We start from the raw sequence: 17924 nt of genomic DNA, 5'->3' as shown, positions 1-17924 counted from the left end.
GTCATCCATCGATGTGCCTTGCCCGGCATAGGCGGCGGTGATGATCGGATCGACCTGGTCCCAGATGTCGAACCACAGATCCCGGAACGGATGGCCGAAGGCCGCCGGGTGGCGATTGCCGCACATCTGGGCATAGCCCTCATTGTAGAGGGTGATCTGGTCCGGTCCCCAGACGATCAGCATCGGCTGTAGGGAGCCCAGCATCACGCTTGTCAGCGTGCGCAGTTCCGACGGCCAGCTTTCATACGGACCGAGTGACGTGCTGCTCCACTCGAAGTTCCGGAACAGTCGTCCGCATTCCCCACCGCCCAAAATCATCGGCAACCCTTAGTGAAATCGCGGACTCCCTTGTTTCCGCATATCGACCGGGTCAACGCAGCTCTGGCGCAAAGGTTCCGGCTCGTCGTATTGGCTTCAGATCCTATGCCGATCATGCCGTCATATGCACAAGGCGGACTGTTTCCAGCCCGCCTTGTGTTTTCAACAGTGATCGATTGAGGATCAGATGGTCTTGGCGAAGGCCACTGCTGTGTCCGACATGCGGTTGGAGAAGCCCCATTCGTTGTCGTACCAGGTGAGGATGCGGACGAAATTGCCTTCGAGAACCTTGGTCTGGTCGAGCGCGAAGATCGACGAGTGGCTGTCATGGTTGAAGTCGCGCGAGACCAGCGGCTCGTCGGTATAGCCGAGGATGCCCTTCAGCGCGCCGTTCGAGGCAGCGATGATGGCGTCGTTGACTTCCTGAACCGTGGTGGTCTTCTTGGCGACGAACTTGAAATCGACGACCGAGACATTCGGGGTCGGAACGCGGATCGAGGTGCCGTCAAGCTTGCCCTTCAGCTCAGGGAGAACCAGGCCAACGGCCTTGGCTGCACCGGTCGAGGTCGGGATCATCGAGAGCGCTGCCGCGCGGGCGCGGTAGAGATCCTTGTGCATGGTGTCGAGCGTCGGCTGGTCGCCGGTATAGGAATGGATCGTGGTCATGAAGCCATGATCAATGCCGATCGCTTCGTTCAGCACCTTGACGACCGGCACCAGGCAATTGGTGGTGCAGGACGCGTTGGAGATGACCAGGTGATCCTTGGTCAGCTTGTCATGGTTGACGCCGAAGACGACGGTCAGGTCAGCGCCGTCGGCCGGTGCCGAAACGATGACACGCTTGGCGCCAGCCTGGAGGTGCAGGGCAGCCTTTTCGCGCGTGGCGAAGATGCCGGTGCATTCCATGGCGATATCGACGCCCATTTCGGCATGCGGCAAGGTTGCCGGATCCTTGATCGCGGTGACCTTGATCGGCTTGCCGCCGCCAACGATGATGGTGTCGCCTTCGACCTTCACGGTCGCCGGGAACTTGCCGTGGATCGAGTCGTAGCGGAGCAGGTGCGCATTGGTCTCGACCGGGCCGAGGTCGTTGATGGCAACGACTTCGATGTCGGTGCGGCCGGATTCGACGATGGCGCGCAGAACGTTACGCCCGATACGGCCAAAGCCGTTGATGGCAACTTTCACAGTCATAGGTGCACTCCTGATTGGATAACGAAGATCAGATTGGGCGGGGAAGGGCGCCGCGCGGCGCCCTTGCGCAAAAGGTGTCAGGCGAGCTTGGCTTCGGCGGCGGAAACAACGGCTTCTGCCGTGATGCCGAAATGCTTGTAGAGATCCTTGGCCGGCGCGGAGGCGCCAAAGGACTTCATGCCGACAAAGGCGCCGTCATTGCCGATGAACGCGTCCCAGCCCTGGCGGATGCCGGCTTCGACCGCGATCTTGACCGGGGCCTTGCCGATGATCGCTTCCTGATAGTCGGCCGACTGTTCGAAGAACAGTTCGAAGCAGGGAACCGAAACCACGCGGGCGGAGATACCCTTGGCGGCAAGTGTCGCCTGTGCCTTGATGGCGATCTCGACTTCCGAGCCTGAGGCAAAGATCGACACCTTGGCATCGCTGGCCGAGATCAGCTCATAGGCGCCATAAGCCGAGAGGTTCTTCTCTTCATATACCGTGCGAGCCGGGATCAGGTTCTGGCGGGTCAACGCCAGGCCGGATGGACGATGTTTTTCCTTCAGCGCAATCTGCCAGCACTCGGCCGTCTCAGTCTCATCGGCCGGGCGGAAGAGCAGCAGGTTCGGGATGGCGCGCAGGGCCGCGTAGTGTTCGACCGGCTGATGGGTCGGGCCGTCTTCGCCGACGCCGATGGAATCATGCGTCCAGACGTGCACGACGCGAATGCCCATGAGGGCTGCGAGACGCACAGACGGGCGGCAATAATCCGAGAAGATCAGGAAGCCGCCTGCGTAAGGGATCAGACCGCCATGCAGCGAAATGCCGTTCATGGCCGCGGCCATGCCGTGTTCGCGGATGCCGTAGTGCATGTAGCGGCCGGAGAAGTCGGTCGGGGTGATCGACGTCATCTGGCTCGTCTTGGTGTTGTTCGACGGCGTCAGGTCGGCAGAGCCGCCCAGCGTTTCCGGCAACAGGCCGTTGATCACTTCCAGCGCATCCTCCGAAGCCTTGCGGGTGGCAACCGTCGGGTTGTTGGCGGCGATCTTCTTCTTGAATGCGTCAATCGTGGTGTCGAAGCTGCCCGGCAGTTCGCCGGCGAAGCGGCGGTTGAACTCGGCGCGTTTTTCGGCGTCGGAGCCAGCGAGGCGCTCTTCCCATTCCTTGCGGGCTTTGGTCGAACGCAGGCCGGCGAGACGCCAGGTGTCCAGCACGTCAGCCGGAACGACGAAAGCTTCCGATTCCCAGTTCAGCGACTTGCGGGCAGCGGCGATTTCTTCTGCGCCGAGCGGCGAGCCATGGACCTTGTGGGTGCCCTGCTTGTTCGGTGCGCCGAAGCCGATGATCGTGCGGCAGGCGATGAAGGTCGGGCGGTCCGACTTGTGTGCCGCTTCGATCGCTGCTGCGATGGCGTCCTGATCGTGACCGTCGATCTCGATCGTGTTCCAGTGCGCCGACTTCAGGCGGGCGATCTGGTCAGTCGAGTCCGACAGCGATACGGCGCCGTCGATGGTGATCTTGTTGTCGTCCCAGAAGACGACGAGCTTATTGAGCTTCAGATGGCCGGCAAGCGCGATGGCTTCCTGGCTGATGCCTTCCATCAGGCAACCGTCACCGACCAGCGCATAGGTGAAGTGGCTCTGCAGCTCGGAGCCGAATTCCTGTGCCAGCTTGCGTTCGGCGATCGCCATGCCGACGGCATTGGCAATGCCCTGGCCGAGCGGACCGGTGGTCGTCTCGATGCCCGACGCATGGCCGTATTCCGGGTGACCGGCGGTCTTGGAACCGAGTTGGCGGAACTGCTTGATGTCCTCGATCGTCATGTCCTCATATCCGGTTAGATAGAGGAGCGAGTAGAGTAGCATCGAACCATGGCCGGCAGACAGAACGAAGCGGTCGCGATCCGGCCAGAGCGGGTTCTTCGGATCGAACTTCAGAAAGCGGCTGAAGAGAACTGTGGCGATATCGGCGGCGCCCATCGGCAGGCCGGGATGGCCGGAGTTGGCCTTTTCCACTGCATCCATGGCAAGGAAACGGATCGCATTTGCCATCCGCTGATGTTTTTCGGGAGAAATCATGGCTGTTCCGCTTGTTCCGGGGCTGCAAGAAACGGTCGCTAAAGGCGGTCCGTCTGAACGGGGCTGATCCATATCAGGTGCACCGCGCAAGTCAACAAATGCGCCGGCTTCTGGTCTTTTATCGAGCAAGAAAACATGGTTTTGCCTGTTTCGTGTGCGCTGCACTGTCTTGCGTGGCGGACGGGCATAAGAATGCGATCTTCCACAGAATTGGCGGGTTACAGGCGGTGCGGCTTTATTGACGCGTGGCAATCGCGAGGCTTAGTGTTCGCCATCAAAGCACCGGGGTTTGTCGGCCGATTCGGGCCGCCGGGGATAAGAAGCGAAGGCAGGGGCGAAGGAATGCCGACGGGAAATTCGGTCGATGCTGCGCTCGGGGCGCTTCGTCAGGCAATTGCCGGGCTGGAAAGTGCAGTCGATGGTCGCATCGAGGCGCAGCGCGAAAACAGTGAAGTCGAGGGCGAGGTGCGTCGGGTGCACGCCGATCGTTCGCGACTGGCGCAGGAACTCGATCAGTCGGAGTTTCGGGCAAACCGTCTGGAAGAAGTCAATCGCGAGGTCTCACGGCGGCTTGTGACGGCGATGGAAACGATCCGTGCCGTGCTCGACAACTGAGCGGTCGTTACTTTTTGAAGTTTTGAACTTTTGCTTTTGTGCGCTTTGCGCAGTGCGTTGAGAGAGTTGGACGGCCAATGGCCCAGGTGACAGTCACGATCGATGGTAAAGCCTATCGCATGGCTTGCGAAGAAGGCCAGGAAGGCCATCTGACCGAGCTTGCGGACCAGTTCGATCGTTATGTCAGCCATCTCAAGGGCCAATTCGGTGAGATCGGCGACCTGCGCATCACGGTCATGGCCGGGATCATGGTGATGGACGAGTTGGCCGAAATCAAGCGCCGGATGTCTGCCATGGAAGGCGATCTCGCCAGCCTGCGCGAAGGCCGCGATAGCGCGGTCAGCGGTGCAAGCCATCGCGAGGAGCAGGTTGTCTCAGCGCTCGGGGAACTGACCGAGCGGCTGAACGGCATCACCCGCAAGCTGAATGGCCGGCTGGCCGTGGCGGCACGCCAGGACAGCTGAAAACCACCCGTGATCGAAAAACGCGACTGAATTCCGTTTCGCCTCTGGCGCAGAGCGGTCATTGCGCCTATATCTTGCCTGCGGTCTGCGCCTCTCGACAGGACACACAATCCCTGGGGCCATACTCGATCCAAAGGGAGCTGTCCCTGGCCGGGCCCGTGGGCTCGGACATATGGCGCCCACCTACGTTTGTAGGCACCCAGGATCGTAAACATCCAACGGTTGCCGCGGATCGCACTTTTCCCCTTCACGGCCCAGCAGATGACGTGTCGGCTTCTGCTTGCGCGGCGACCAGGCTGAGCTGCGGTTGCTGTGCGCCGAGCCCCAGCGACCGTTCCTTCTCGATATACAGGCGCTGCTGGTCGGTGATGTAGTCGCGGACGATCGGCGCGGCATCGCGTTTGCGCGACAGCTGCAGATGGAACACCATCTGGCTCCCGGTGCGGAAGGTCATCTCCGCGCTGATCAGGTAAAATTCCCACATCCGGGCAAAACGTTCGTCATACATGGCGATGACCTTGTCGCGGTTGGCCTCGAACCGCTTGCCCCAATGGGCGAGCGTCGTTGCGTAATGCACGCGCAGCACCTCGATATCGGTGACCCATAGGCTGTTTCGTTCGGTGACGGAGACGACTTCCGACAGGGCAGGTGAATAGCCGCCGGGAAAGATGTACTTGCGGATCCACGGGCCGGTCATGCCGGGCGGGCTCATGTGGCCGATGGAATGAATGACCGCAACACCGTCATCCGGCATCAGAGCGTTCAGCTTCTTGAAAAACTCGTCATAGTGCTGGACGCCGACATGTTCGAACATGCCGACTGAGACGATGCGGTCGAAATGCTCGCTGACATCGCGGTAGTCCTTCAGCTCGAAACGGACGCGGCTCGACAGGCCGGCGTCTGCTGCACGTTTGGTGGCCAGCGCGTGTTGCTCCTTCGACAGCGTGACGCCGACCACCTCGACATCTTCAAGTCGTGCCAGATACAGCGCCAGGTCGCCCCAGCCACAGCCGATATCGAGAACCTTCATGCCCGGCTTCAGGTTCAGTTTGGCGGCCAGCAGCCGCAGCTTGTTACGCTGGGCCTGTTCCAGCGTCTCGTCCGGCTCGCGGAAATAGGCACAGGAATAGAGCATGTTGTCATCGAGGAAGAGTTTGTAGAAGTCGTTGCCCAGGTCGTAGTGATGGGCGACATGGCGCTGCGCCTCGCCCTTGCGGTTGGATTGCAGGAATTTGCGGAACGGCATCTTGATCGCGCGCAGAACTTTCTGGATCGGGTATTTGCCAAGCGACAGGCGGTTGATCGAGAAGAGGGTGAGAAAGTCGCGCAATGTCGAGCCTTCCTCGAAGCGCATGGTGCCGTCCATATAGGCCTCACCGGCAACCATTTCGGCCTTGAAGACCAGGCTGCGATAGAGCGCAGGATCGGTCAGTCGCATGGTGACCTGCGGACCGGGTTCGCCGCCACCGAAGATGTGGCGCTTTCCCTCGGCATCGATGACGGTGAGTTGGCCTTTGCGAATGAAAGACTTCAGCATATGCGACAGCAGAAACATGTGCACCTCATAGCGGCGTGCCGATCGGGTGATCATGGTAGCGCAAATACGCGCGACTGCATCTGAAATTACGGGTTTAGGGTTCAGCCAAAATGATAACGCCAGCGCAACATCAAGTTGCGCTGGCGTCGATTGTCAGAAACCTTGGTTGGCCTTGGCTCAGAATTCTTCCCAGTTGTCGCTGCCGCCGCTGGAAGCGGGTGTGCTCGATCCACCACCGAAGGCCTTGGCGAGATTGCCGACCATCTTGCGGGCTGGCGACGCAACCGGGCGGGCCGTTGTTTCCACCGGGCGCGGTGTCGTCACGCGGGTGATCGGCGCAGCGGGACGGTTGGCGGGCGTATAGCTCGGGGCGGCCGGGCGCGGCGACGCGGCAAACCTGCTGCCTTCCGCCATGCGGAACTGACCAATGAGACCTGCCAGGTTCTGGGCGCTGTCGGCGAGGCGATGGGTCACGGCCGTGGTCTCCTCGACCATGGCTGCGTTCTTCTGAGTAAACTGGTCCATCTGGTTGACCGAGCTGTTGATTTCGCCGAGTGCCGTGGACTGTTCGCGGGCTGCCAGGGCGATGGCCCCGATATGGCTGTTGATGTGGGTGACCTGCTGGGAGATTTCGCCCAGTGCTTTGCCGGTCTCGCGAACCAGGGCAACACCGCCGGCAACCGCCACGCCCGACTTGGTGATCAGGGCCTTGATGTCCTTGGCCGCATTGGCAGACCGCTGGGCCAGTTCACGCACTTCCTGCGCGACCACGGCAAAACCCTTGCCGGCTTCACCGGCACGGGCTGCCTCGACGCCGGCATTCAGCGCGAGAAGGTTGGTCTGGAATGCGATTTCGTCGATGACGTTGATGATCTTGGAGATCTCGCTTGAGGCCTGCTCGATATGGCCCATGGCATCGACGGCATCGGAAACGACCTTGCTGGAGGTTTCCGTGCTTGCCTGCGCACGGCGGGCGATTTCGGCGGCTTCATCCGCCTTGGCAGATGAGCCGCGAACTGTTGTGGTGATTTCCTCAAGCGCTGCCGAGGTCTCTTCCAGCGAGGCTGCCTGCTGTTCTGTGCGCTTCGACAGGTCGTCGGTGGCCGAGCGCATCTCCGCAGAGCTTGCCTCGATGCCGGATGTCTCGTCACGCAACTGGCCGAGGGTCGAAGACAGTTTCTCGATCGAGTTGTTGAAATCAAGGCGAACCTTGTCGAGATCACCCGGGAAGGACTGGTTGATCCGGACGGTCAGGTCGCCGTCGCTTAGCTTGTTCAGACAGCCGGCCAGGACATCGACGGCCTGCTGGACCGCGCGGGTATCTTCGGCCTTGGCCACTTCGCGTTCAACGCGCTGGCGCTCGCCGTCCGCTGCGGCTTCTGCAGCTTGGCGTTCGATTTCGATTTTCTGGATGGCGCTTTCGCGGAAGACGTCCAGGGATTGGGCCAGGGCGCCGATCTCGTTGTGGAGTTCCTTGTGGGGAACATCCGTGTCGAGTTGGCCGCCGGCCAGCTTGTTGGCAACGGCGGTCAGACGCGGCAGGGCGCCGACGATCTGGCGGACGAAGAGGGCGATAAAGGCTGCGGCTATGATCAGGACGATCAGAGCGGTGGTGCCGATCGCATAGGCCATTTCGCTGGCCATGCTGTTGATGTCGGCCGCACGAACACCGGCGTAGAGAATACCGATGACATCGCCGGTCGGGGAGAAGATCGGCTGATAAATCGTGTAATACGGGACTTCAAGGATAACGGCTTCGCCGCGATAGACTTCGCCCTTGGTCAGGAACGGGTAGACGGCGCCGGTCTGGCCGAGCGCCGTGCCGACAGCGCGCGTGCCGTCTGGCTTGATGATATTGGTCGTGCGGCGCCAGAAGTCCTTGCTTTCGGCATCCCAGGCAAAGATCGTCGCCGTCTGGCCAGTCATGCGGCCGATCGAGTCGATCATGCCGTGGTCGGTGAATTCCTTGGGAATGCTCTCGGTAACGATCCGTTCGACATTGCCATCCTTGCCCCAGGTGATCTTGGTGCCGGGCAGGTCACGTTCGACGATCGTCGCGGCCGTGCGCAAGCTGGTGTTCTGGCTGGTAATCGCCTGCTGCTGGATGCGGCCTGCAATCCCGTTGGAAATGACCCAGGAGACGACGCCGAGTGCCGCGACCAGGATCATGACTGTCGTCAAGGTGATTGTTTTTGTAATGCCGAAGCGCGAGAAGATGGTCATATGAACCTGGTCCCTTAAGTAACTCCCGGGTGGCATTCTAATCGGATCTCGTTAAGCGTTGGTTTGCTTGGGAAATTTTATGCGGTTTTGACGGTTTATAATTTAGCATTTTCGTTACCCCAAATATGGCGATGCGAGCATGGGTTATGATGGATACGGACATGGACAGTTGAGAATGAGCAATCGTGATCTGAAAGCGGTACTGCGTGCTGAGCGACTGGGTGAACGTGACCGGATCCCCGCGGAACTCCGGCTTGAATACAGTCTGGCGATGGTCGATCATGCCGGCGACGATATCGTCTTTGAACCCGGCACGATCGTTTCGGGATTTTTTCCGATCCGCTCCGAGGTTGATATCCGGCCACTGATGGCGCGGCTGAAGGATCGGGGTGCGCGGCTCTGCGTGCCGGTGGTGCTGGATCGCCACACGATTGCCTTTCGCGAACTGGTCGCCGGTGCCGAACTGGTCGATACCGGGTTCGGCACACGCGGTCCCGGGCCCGACGCTGCCGTGCTCGATCCCGAAATCCTGCTTGTGCCGCTGTCGGCATTCGACCGTCAAGGCCACCGGATCGGCTACGGCGCCGGGCATTACGACCGCGCAATTGCACGATTACATCAAAAAGGCCTCGATCCACGGCTGATCGGCATTGCATTCGACTGTCAGGAGGTGGCAGAAGTGCCGGCTGAAGCGCATGACGTCCGGCTTGAAGCCATTCTGACCGAAAGCGGCCTCAAAACCTTTTCGGCGCCATAGGACGATACGATGCGACTGCTTTTTCTGGGTGACATGGTTGGCAAGACGGGACGCACTGCCGTCTGGGAACGCTTGCCCGGTCTGATCTCCGACCTGAAACTCGATTTTGTCATCGTCAACGGCGAGAATGCTGCGGGTGGTTTCGGCATTACTGAAGACATCTATCTCGAGACGATCAATGCCGGGGCCGATGTGGTGACTACCGGCAATCACGTCTGGGACCAGAAGGAAGCGGTGAGCTTCTGCACGCGGCACGACCAGTTCCTGCGACCGGCCAATTATCCGGCGGGAACGCCGGGCAAGGGCTCGGGGCTGTTTTACGCCCGCAACGGCGCGCGTGTCCTGGTTGCCAACATCATGGGCCGGGTGTTCATGCATCCGGAACTCGACGATCCCTTCAAGTCGGCCGAAACGATTCTCGCGGCATGCCCGCTGAAGGAACAGGCCGACGTGGTGGTCTTCGACTTCCATGCGGAGGCGACCAGCGAGAAGCAGTGCTTCGGCCATTTCGTCGACGGACGGGCAAGCTTTGTCGTCGGTACCCATACGCATGTGCCGACCGCCGACCACCAGATCCTCAACGGTGGTACGGCCTATATGTCGGATGCCGGCATGTGCGGCGACTACGACTCGTCACTGGGTATGGAAAAGGAAGAGCCGCTCAACCGCTTCATCTCGAAAATGCCCAAGGGACGTTTCGAGGCGGCCAGCGGCCCGGCAACGATCTGCGGTGTCGGTGTCGAGATTTCCGACAGCACGGGCCTTGCCGAAAAGATTGCGCCGCTGCGCATCGGTCCGCGTCTCGCCGAGACCATTCCACCGTTCTGGGTCTAGTCCCCAGAACCTATTCCCCTGGGAATGCCGATAACGCCATTGTGACGGCCGCAGCGCTGCGGCCAGCTTTACGCGCCAGCACGCCTGGACCATTCTCGCCTGCAGTAGAGACGGTGCGGGAGCGGCATGATGCTGAGACTGGTCTTATCGGCTTTGGCTTTCACGATGATGGTGGCAGGGGCGGTTGCCCAGGACGCACGACCGCAAGTCAGCCAATGCCAGTTGATCGCCGAAAAGCTGCCGGATGTGACCTTCGCCAGCTTCAAATCACCCGCGGGAACGCCTGGCAAAGTGCTTTCCGGACTGCAGCGTGTGCAATTTCAGGAAGATGTTACGATCACCTATCTCGGGCACTCGACATTCCAGGTCGACACTCCGGGGGGAATTTCCATCGCCACGGATTTCAACGGCTGGCTGCGCAGTCCGCGGCTCCCCGATGTGGTGACGATGAACAAGGCGCATTCCAGTCACTACACGCGCTCGCCGGATCCCGGCATTGCCAATGTCCTGCACGGCTGGAACGATACTGCACCCGGCGAGAAAGCCGAGCACAGGCTTGTGGTCGGTGACGCCTATATCCGTAATGTGCCGACCGACATCCGCAGCTATGACGGGGGATTCGAGCCGAACGGCAATTCGATCTTCATCTTCGAAGTTGCCGGGCTCTGCATTGGTCATCTCGGGCATCTGCATCACGAGTTGACCGATGCACATTATGCCGAGATCGGCAGGCTCGATATCGTCATGGTCCCCGTTGATGGCGGTCTGACTATGGGCGCTGACAGCATGAGCCGGACGATCAAGCGACTGAGGTCTGCCCTGGTCCTGCCGATGCATCGGCGCGGACCGCCGATCGAAACCTTTCTGTCAATGTTCGGAGCCGATTTCGACGCGGAGATTTCCCAGAACCGCGGCGTGACGGTGTCGATGCGGACACTGCCGAAGAAGCCGCTGATCCTGGTGCTGCAGGGCGTCTGAGATCAGGCGAAGCGGATCTGTCTGTGGACGCCGACATCGGGGGTCTTTTCCGGATTGAGATTGGCCTTGGCAATTTCCCAGCCGAATTTGAGCGTGCTGCCGGTCGAGGCCCAAATCTCGCCGTCGTCCAGCGAAAGCGCGATCATGGTCAATGTCGGATCTGTCTTGCCGCCTTCATACCAGGCTGCGACGACGGAGTTCCAGAATTCGTCAATCCTGGCCGGGTCCTTCGTCTCGGTCAGGCGGCCGGACAGGCATGCGTGATAGTCGTGCTTCTTACCGACCACGCAGAAATGGCCGCGACTGCCCGGACGCAGCGCCGTGACAAGTTCGGAATCGGTCTTGGTAAAGAACCAGATCGTGTGTGTTTGCGATCGACAAAGGGCGCCATCGGCTGCATGTGCATTTCCGAACCGACAAGGCCGAGCATGCCGGCATGGACGTCCTCTATCTCTTCCCAAAGCTGTTCGGCCGGGGTCTCGCGTGCATCGCTGAAGCTTGCCATATCGTTTTTCCTCTTGATGGGTTCGATACAGGCAACGGATTGGCGGCGGACTTGTTCCGGTCTCGGGCGAACCGATATTAGACTTCATTTTCCTTGAACCGGGCCGGTTTCGCCCTTATAAGGCGGCCATTCCCAACATTAGACCTGATCAGGGGTGCCATGGCTGGCCATTCACAGTTTAAAAACATCATGCACCGCAAGGGCAAGCAGGACGGCATTCGTTCGAAGATGTTCTCCAAGCTCGCGCGCGAAATCACGGTAGCGGCCAAGGTCGGACTTCCCGACCCGACGATGAACGCCGCCCTTCGCCTGGCCGTGCAGAACGCCAAGGCGCAGTCGATGCCGAAAGACAATATCGACCGCGCCATCAAGAAGGCATCGGGCGCCGATGCCGAGACCTATGACGCGATCCGTTACGAAGGGTATGGCCCGGGCGGCACGGCGATTATCGTCGAAGCGCTGACCGACAACCGCAACCGGACCGCCTCCAGCGTCCGCTCCACCTTCACGAAGGCCGGCGGTGCTCTGGGAGAAACCGGCTCGGTCTCCTTCTCCTTCGATCACGTCGGCGAACTCACCTACAAGGCGTCTGTCGGTGATGCCGACAAGGTCATGGAAGCGGCCATCGAGGCTGGCGCGGAAGACGTCGTGTCCGATGAAGACGGCCACACCATCTACTGCGCCTTCGAGGATATGAACGAAGTTTCCAAGGCGCTTGAACCGGTTCTCGGCGAAGCCGAAACCGTCAAGGCGATCTGGAGGCCGCAGAACACGGTCCCCGTCGACGAAGACAAGGCCCGGTCGCTGATGAAGCTGATCGATACGCTGGAAGACGATGATGACGTGCAGAACGTCTATTCGAATTTCGAAGTCTCGGACGACGTTATGGCCAAGCTTTCGGCCTGATCGTCAGGTGCCATCACATGAAAAAGCCCGGTTGCGGATCGCAACCGGGCTTTTTTTGTTTCGGACTTTTCAACGCGAGGCTCTTAACCCCGGGTGGCAGCGGCATTCAGCATCAGGCCGCCGCGCTCTTGACGCTGGCGATCACGTCAACCAAGCCATTGACGATGCGCTCGACCTGCTCACGGTCGTCACCTTCGGCCATGACGCGGATCAGCGGTTCGGTGCCGGAGGGGCGGATGACGAGACGGCCGGACCGGGCCAATTCGCCCTCCGCATCGGCAATCGCCTGCTTGACGGTCTTGTCTTCCAACGGCTTGCCGCCGGAGAACCGGACATTGCGCAGCAGCTGCGGCACCGGCTCGAAGCGATGGCAGATCTCGCTCACGGTCTTGCCCGTGCGCTTGACGCAGGACAGGATCTGCAGGGCGGCAACCAGGCCGTCGCCGGTGGTGCCGAAGTCGGACATGACGAGATGGCCGGATTGCTCGCCGCCGACATTGAAGCCGTGCTGGCGCATGTGCTCGACGACATAGCGGTCGCCGACCTTGGTGCGGGCTAGCGTCAGGCCCTTGTCGCCGAGGAAACGTTCCAGGCCGAGATTGGACATGACGGTGGCGACGATGCCGCCGCCGGTCAGCGTCTGGTCCTCGGCCCAGGATTCGGCGATCACCGCCATCAGCTGGTCGCCGTCGATCACCGTGCCGTTTTCATCGACGATGATGACCCGGTCGGCATCGCCGTCGAGCGCAATGCCGATATCGGCGCGCACTTCATGGACCTTCTTCTGCAGCGCTTCCGGATGGGTCGAGCCGCAGTCGAGATTGATATTGGTGCCAGTCGGCTCGTTGCCGATGGTGATGACTTCCGCGCCGAGTTCCCAGAGCGCTGACGGAGCGACCTTGTAGGCGGCGCCATTGGCGCAATCGATCGCGACGCGCAGGCCCTGAAGGGTCACGTCGCGCGGCATGGTCCGCTTGGCGAATTCGATATAGCGGTCATGCACTCCGTCGATGCGCTTGGCGCGGCCGATTTCGCCGGCCGACGCGAGCTGGCTGTAAAGATCCTTCTCCAGCAGCTCCTCGATCTGCGCCTCGATCTCGTCCGACAGCTTGTAGCCGTCTGGGCCGAAGAGCTTGATGCCGTTGTCGGCAAACGGATTATGCGAGGCCGAGATCATCACGCCGAGGTCGCAGCGTAGCGAACGGGTCAGCATGGCGACGGCAGGCGTGGGGATCGGGCCGAGAACGAAGGCGTCGAGACCGGCGGCGGTAAAGCCGGCGACCATGGCATTTTCCAGCATATAACCGGAGAGACGGGTGTCCTTGCCGATCACCACACGGTGACGATGGCCGCCGCGGCGAAAAATGGTGCCGGCTGCAATGCCGACGCGCATCGCGAGGTCGGGTGTCATCGGGAAGCGGTTCGACTGTCCGCGAATACCGTCCGTGCCGAAATAACGACGTGTCATATGTCTATCCCTAGATCCAGGTTGGCTGCTCGCCATTCAGCAGTCGCGACCCAATGGGGAGATCGTCATGACTGCTAGTGGCCTGCTCATGCCATAGTTCGTGTCGAAGAACACATAAATTAGCGCGAAAATTGATTACATCCCGTTACCAGACGGCAGAAAGGCCACCTCGGGGAGGTGGCCTTTTCAACATTCTCAACGGGTCGAGGCTCAGTGTGGCTGGGGTTCCAGGCCGCTTTCAGGCTCACCACCCTTGGGCAGGTCCTTCTTGCCGGTCGAGGGAACAGCGGAGCCGCGGGCCGGGCCATCCTCACCGCTGTCGCGGGTAGGCTTGTGGCCCTTGATCAGCGACTTGATCTCTTCGCCGGACAGCGTCTCGTATTCGAGCAGGCCTTCGGCGATCGCGACGAACTCGTCGTGCTTTTCCGTCAGGATCGTGCGGGCCTGGGTATAGGCCTCATCGATCAGGCGGCGCACTTCGGTGTCGATCTTCTGCGCGGTCGATTCCGAAACGTTCTTCGATTGCGAGACCGAGTGGCCAAGGAAGACTTCCTGCTGGTTTTCACCATAGGCGACCTGGCCGAGCACGTCGGAGAAGCCCCACTGGGTGACCATGGCACGGGCAAGCTTGGTCGCCTGCTCGATGTCGGAGGACGCGCCAGAGGTAATGTTCTCCTTGCCGAAGGTCAGCTCTTCGGCGACGCGGCCGCCCATCATGATGCAGAGGCGCGACACCATCCACTTGTAACTCATCGAGTAGCGATCGCCCTCGGGAAGCTGCATGACCATGCCAAGGGCGCGGCCACGCGGAATGATCGTTGCCTTGTGCAGCGGATCGGCAACCGCGACATGGAGTGCCGTGATGGCATGGCCGGCTTCGTGGTAGGCGGTCAGCTTCTTTTCGGCTTCGGTCATGGCCGACGAGCGACGCTCGGCACCCATCATGATCTTGTCCTTGGCATCTTCGAATTCGGCCATGGTGACGACGCGCTTGTTGCGGCGGGCAGCCATCAGGGCGGCTTCGTTGACGAGGTTCATCAGATCGGCGCCGGAAAAGCCGGGTGTGCCGCGGGCGAGAATCTTGAGGTCAACATTCGGTGCCAGCGGTACGTTGCGGGCATGCACCTTGAGGATGCGCTCGCGGCCGACGATATCGGGATTGGGCACGACGACCTGGCGGTCGAAACGGCCCGGACGCAGAAGGGCGGGGTCGAGAACGTCGGGACGGTTGGTCGCGGCGATCAGGATAACACCTTCATTCGCCTCGAAACCGTCCATCTCGACCAGCAACTGGTTCAACGTCTGTTCGCGTTCGTCGTTACCGCCGCCGAGACCGGCGCCACGATGACGACCGACGGCGTCGATTTCGTCGATGAAGATGATGCAGGGTGCATTCTTCTTGGCCTGTTCGAACATGTCGCGGACACGGCTTGCGCCGACGCCGACGAACATTTCGACGAAGTCGGACCCCGAGATCGTGAAGAAGGGTACATTGGCTTCACCGGCAACCGAGCGGGCGAGCAGCGTCTTACCCGTGCCCGGAGGGCCGACGAGCAGCACGCCGCGCGGGATCTTGCCGCCGAGACGCTGGAATTTCTGCGGATCGCGCAGGAATTCGACGATTTCCTCCAAATCCTGCTTGGCTTCGTCAACGCCTGCAACGTCGTCAAACGTCACGCGGCCATGTGCTTCGGTCAGGAGCTTGGCCTTGGACTTGCCGAAACCCATGGCGCCACCGCGGCCACCGCCCTGCATCTGGCGCATGAAGAACAGCCAGACGCCGAGGATCAGCAACATGGGGAGCAGCGTGCCGATATAGCTCAGGAAGCCTGACGAGCCATCCGTTTCCGGACGGGCAACGATCATGACATTCTTCGACTGCAGCTTTTCGAGCAGGTTGTCATCAATGACCGGCGCATAGGTCTGGAAGGCGGTGCCGTTCTCGGCATAGGTGCCAAGCACGCGATTGCCGGTGACAGTCACGTCACGCACGCGGCCAGAATCCACTTCGCTGAGGAACTGCGAATAGGGTATCTCGCGCGAGCTGGATTGAGACGGTGACGTCTGGAACATGCTGAACAGTGCGATCAGCAAGAGGGCGATGATCGCCCACAGCGCGAAATTCCGAAAATTTGGGTTCATTGAACTCCCCGAACATGTCTTGCGGGAAGGAACCCCGCGATCTTACCCGCTAACATAGGATTGCGCCGGGCCGTTGCCAAGGCAAAGTGGTGCCTGTGCATCGTTTTCCGTCAATAACTCTTAAATGGGGCAGGACAAGGTTGGGCCGCGACCGAGGATCGCGGCGACGCGGTCGGCAAGCGCGACATCGAATGCCGGCAGAAAACGATCGAAGAGCGGCAGATAGGGAGACGATTCGAAATCGGCGCCCGGTTCGACGATTTGCCCGCTTTCCTCGCGGATTTGCGGGAAAATCCCTGTCATGGCGGTCCTTGCCGGGCCTGGAAGGTCTGGCAAAATCGGTGATATGGCACCCGGTTCGATACGCAGGATGCGCGCCGTGTGGTTGCGGATCTCGAAACGTCCATCCCAGACAATGGTCGCGTAAGGGGGAAGGGGGAGCGTCAAAAGACCGCGCCTCTCGCGCAGCATGTAGACGACGTCCTTGCGCCGGACGACCAGGCAGCCGGAAAGGGTCAGCGATGTGCTGCCCTCGGCGCTGGCCAGCGCCATCAGCTTGTCTGTCGCCTGTGCCGCCGGACGATGCGGTTTTCCACCCAGCACTGCGGCAAGCGTTGCCATGCCGTGGCGCAGGATCTCGGGCGGGGCGGCCAAGGCGTCGCGATCCAGTTTGATGACGCAGCCGCTGATCAAGGTTGCATGCTGCCCCAGCCAGTCCGCAGTCGCCTGCGACAAGGCCTGGCGGCGCAGGCCTGCCTCGGGGTTGAAGTCGATGGCGACGTTGTCCTGGCGCATGCGCACCCGTTCATAGGACCGGTCGGCATTGCTCGGATCGTCGATCCAGGACTGCCCGACCTGGCGAAGGCTGTCGCGGATCGCTTCGCGTGTAACGTCGAGGAAAGGGCGGAGAAGCCAGATGCGGCGATCAAAAAGCGTGGCTGGCGCCATGCCGGCAAGGCCGAGGTTTTCGTGATTTGCCCGGGATGCCCGCATCGCCACCGTTTCGATCTGGTCATCATGCGTGTGGCCGGTCACGATTGCATCCGCGCCGCATTGCTGGGCGATCTCGGCGAGCAATCCGTAGCGTGCCTCGCGGGCGGCGGCGGGAATACCGGTCTTGGGCTTGTCACCGGTCCAGCGGCGGATGTGGCGCACAATATCGAGTCTCGCACAGAGTTCGAAAACCCAAGCGGCTTCGGTGGCGGATGCCTGGCGCAAGGCGTGATCGATGGTCGCAGCCGTCAGTGTGTGGGGGAAGCCATGCGTCGCGATAGCGCGCCTGAGGGCGATCAGCAGTCCGGTCGAATCGCTGCCGCCGGAAACGGCAATCAGTAGGTGAGATGGCTTCGAAAGAGTTCCGAGGAAGCGCCGCGCGGTATCGTTGGGAGATGTGGCAGTCAGCACGGTCGTCGTCCGGGCTGGGCAGACATCAGCAGCTCAGGCGCTTCTGCTCGCTGGCGACCTTGGAGACGACGGCGCGGGATGCCTTGGGATAGCGCTTAGGCACTTCACGCAATGTGGCGCAGGCTGTCTCGGTGTTGTCGAGGGCTGCGAGCGACATGCCGAGCTTCAGCAGCATTTCAGGCGCCTTGGGCGAGCTGCTGTAGGACTGGTGGGCATTCAGGAATGTTTTGGCAGCCTCGTTGAAATTGCCCTGGGAATAGAGGGCCTCGCCCAGCCAGAAATTGGCATCGGCGATCTTCTTGCTGCTCGGGTAGCTGGAGATGAAGTCGCGGAACTCATTTTCCGCCATGCCATAGTCGCCTGACAGCACATGCGCATAGGCAACCTGGTAGATGTCGTTCTCCGAGCCCGAAGCAGCAGTCTCGCTGACCGCCGGTGCCTGCTGGCTGGCTGGTGCCGTCGCCGTATCGACGCCCGGGAGAGATGCCTGGTTGTCGACTGCATTCTGGTTGACCGTTG

The 17924-nt window shown here is 60.9% G+C and carries 14 protein-coding genes, 1 other RNA gene and 2 pseudogenes; 7 read left to right on the top strand and 10 right to left on the bottom strand.

Annotation, left to right across the window (positions count from 1 at the left end; all coding sequences use genetic code 11):
* The 3 genes and pseudogenes from PDO_RS25845 to tkt all read right to left on the bottom strand — a co-directional run.
* A pseudogene (locus PDO_RS25845) lies at positions 1-318 on the bottom strand (hybrid sensor histidine kinase/response regulator); the annotation flags it as partial.
* 183 nt (positions 319-501) lie between these two features.
* Positions 502-1512 (bottom strand): type I glyceraldehyde-3-phosphate dehydrogenase, encoded by a 1011-nt coding sequence (gene gap, locus PDO_RS25840; protein WP_007608700.1) that lies wholly within the window; start codon positions 1510-1512, stop codon positions 502-504.
* 77 nt (positions 1513-1589) lie between these two features.
* Positions 1590-3572, bottom strand: coding sequence for a transketolase (gene tkt, locus PDO_RS25835; protein WP_007608698.1), 1983 nt, complete (start codon positions 3570-3572; stop codon positions 1590-1592).
* Positions 3573-3914: 342 nt separating this feature from the next.
* Between tkt and PDO_RS25830 the strand changes: the two genes are divergently transcribed.
* The 3 genes from PDO_RS25830 to ssrS all read left to right on the top strand — a co-directional run bounded on the left by PDO_RS25830 (position 3915) and on the right by ssrS (position 4889).
* Positions 3915-4187 carry a DUF4164 domain-containing protein gene (locus PDO_RS25830; RefSeq protein ID WP_007608697.1) on the top strand — a complete coding sequence of 91 codons (273 nt, stop codon included), beginning with the start codon at positions 3915-3917 and terminating at the stop codon, positions 4185-4187.
* 77 nt (positions 4188-4264) lie between these two features.
* Positions 4265-4651, top strand: a complete 387-nt coding sequence (locus PDO_RS25825; RefSeq protein WP_007608696.1) for a cell division protein ZapA — start codon at positions 4265-4267, stop codon at positions 4649-4651.
* Positions 4652-4730: 79 nt separating this feature from the next.
* Positions 4731-4889, top strand: a non-coding RNA gene (ssrS, locus tag PDO_RS27495) — 6S RNA.
* A 9-nt stretch (positions 4890-4898) separates the two neighbouring features.
* Here ssrS and PDO_RS25820 read toward each other — a convergent pair.
* Both PDO_RS25820 and PDO_RS25815 read right to left on the bottom strand, forming a co-directional pair.
* Positions 4899-6206, bottom strand: coding sequence for an SAM-dependent methyltransferase (locus PDO_RS25820; RefSeq protein WP_007608694.1), 1308 nt, complete (start codon positions 6204-6206; stop codon positions 4899-4901).
* 159 nt (positions 6207-6365) lie between these two features.
* Positions 6366-8411 (bottom strand): methyl-accepting chemotaxis protein, encoded by a 2046-nt coding sequence (locus PDO_RS25815; protein WP_007608692.1) that lies wholly within the window; start codon positions 8409-8411, stop codon positions 6366-6368.
* A gap of 175 nt (positions 8412-8586) precedes the next feature.
* Here PDO_RS25815 and PDO_RS28680 point away from each other — a divergent pair, with 175 nt between their 5' ends.
* From PDO_RS28680 to PDO_RS25800, 3 genes are all read left to right on the top strand, one after another.
* Positions 8587-9168, top strand: a complete 582-nt coding sequence (locus PDO_RS28680; RefSeq protein ID WP_007608691.1) for a 5-formyltetrahydrofolate cyclo-ligase — start codon at positions 8587-8589, stop codon at positions 9166-9168.
* A gap of 9 nt (positions 9169-9177) precedes the next feature.
* Positions 9178-10002 (top strand): TIGR00282 family metallophosphoesterase, encoded by an 825-nt coding sequence (locus PDO_RS28675; protein WP_007608690.1) that lies wholly within the window; start codon positions 9178-9180, stop codon positions 10000-10002.
* 126 nt (positions 10003-10128) lie between these two features.
* The gene (locus PDO_RS25800) at positions 10129-10980 is read left to right on the top strand and encodes an MBL fold metallo-hydrolase (RefSeq protein ID WP_037075605.1); all 852 of its coding nucleotides are present in this window, start codon (positions 10129-10131) and stop codon (positions 10978-10980) included.
* Between the two features lie 2 nt (positions 10981-10982).
* Here PDO_RS25800 and PDO_RS25795 read toward each other — a convergent pair.
* A pseudogene (locus PDO_RS25795) lies at positions 10983-11485 on the bottom strand (pyridoxamine 5'-phosphate oxidase family protein).
* Positions 11486-11644: 159 nt separating this feature from the next.
* Between PDO_RS25795 and PDO_RS25790 the strand changes: the two are divergent.
* On the top strand, positions 11645-12391 hold the full coding sequence (locus PDO_RS25790) for a YebC/PmpR family DNA-binding transcriptional regulator (protein ID WP_007608686.1): 747 nt from the start codon (positions 11645-11647) through the stop codon (positions 12389-12391).
* A 112-nt stretch (positions 12392-12503) separates the two neighbouring features.
* On the opposite strand, the gene glmM is transcribed toward PDO_RS25790, so the two are convergent.
* The 4 genes from glmM to ybgF all read right to left on the bottom strand — a co-directional run.
* Positions 12504-13859: a phosphoglucosamine mutase gene (gene glmM, locus PDO_RS25785; protein ID WP_007608685.1), complete on the bottom strand. Its 1356-nt coding sequence runs from the start codon at positions 13857-13859 to the stop codon at positions 12504-12506.
* Positions 13860-14069: 210 nt separating this feature from the next.
* Positions 14070-16001, bottom strand: a complete 1932-nt coding sequence (ftsH, locus tag PDO_RS25780) for an ATP-dependent zinc metalloprotease FtsH (RefSeq protein WP_007608683.1) — start codon at positions 15999-16001, stop codon at positions 14070-14072.
* 120 nt (positions 16002-16121) lie between these two features.
* Entirely contained in the window at positions 16122-17405 is a 1284-nt protein-coding gene (gene tilS, locus PDO_RS25775; protein WP_007608682.1) for a tRNA lysidine(34) synthetase TilS, read from the bottom strand.
* 25 nt (positions 17406-17430) lie between these two features.
* Positions 17431-17924, bottom strand: a 494-nt coding sequence (ybgF, locus tag PDO_RS25770; protein ID WP_007608681.1) for a tol-pal system protein YbgF, incomplete at its 5' end; no start/stop codon positions are given.

Origin of the sequence: Rhizobium sp. PDO1-076, assembly GCF_000247475.1 — a bacterium.
Taxonomy (GTDB): Bacteria; Pseudomonadota; Alphaproteobacteria; order Rhizobiales; family Rhizobiaceae; genus Allorhizobium.
The sequence above is the reverse complement of the archived record's forward strand: the minus strand, read 5'-3'. Positions and strand labels throughout refer to the sequence as shown.

Bases quoted from the DNA above. Each gene is read 5' to 3' on its own strand.
- gap (WP_007608700.1), bottom strand. From the start codon at position 1,512: ATGACTGTGAAAGTTGCCATCAACGGCTTTGGCCGTATCGGGCGTAAC.
- ftsH (WP_007608683.1), bottom strand. From the start codon at position 16,001: ATGAACCCAAATTTTCGGAATTTCGCGCTGTGGGCGATCATCGCCCTC.
- PDO_RS25825 (WP_007608696.1), top strand. From the start codon at position 4,265: ATGGCCCAGGTGACAGTCACGATCGATGGTAAAGCCTATCGCATGGCT.
- tkt (WP_007608698.1), bottom strand. From the start codon at position 3,572: ATGATTTCTCCCGAAAAACATCAGCGGATGGCAAATGCGATCCGTTTC.
- PDO_RS25815 (WP_007608692.1), bottom strand. From the start codon at position 8,411: ATGACCATCTTCTCGCGCTTCGGCATTACAAAAACAATCACCTTGACG.
- PDO_RS25790 (WP_007608686.1), top strand. From the start codon at position 11,645: ATGGCTGGCCATTCACAGTTTAAAAACATCATGCACCGCAAGGGCAAG.
- PDO_RS28675 (WP_007608690.1), top strand. From the start codon at position 9,178: ATGCGACTGCTTTTTCTGGGTGACATGGTTGGCAAGACGGGACGCACT.
- glmM (WP_007608685.1), bottom strand. From the start codon at position 13,859: ATGACACGTCGTTATTTCGGCACGGACGGTATTCGCGGACAGTCGAAC.
- PDO_RS25800 (WP_037075605.1), top strand. From the start codon at position 10,129: ATGATGCTGAGACTGGTCTTATCGGCTTTGGCTTTCACGATGATGGTG.
- PDO_RS28680 (WP_007608691.1), top strand. From the start codon at position 8,587: ATGAGCAATCGTGATCTGAAAGCGGTACTGCGTGCTGAGCGACTGGGT.
- PDO_RS25830 (WP_007608697.1), top strand. From the start codon at position 3,915: ATGCCGACGGGAAATTCGGTCGATGCTGCGCTCGGGGCGCTTCGTCAG.
- PDO_RS25820 (WP_007608694.1), bottom strand. From the start codon at position 6,206: ATGTTTCTGCTGTCGCATATGCTGAAGTCTTTCATTCGCAAAGGCCAA.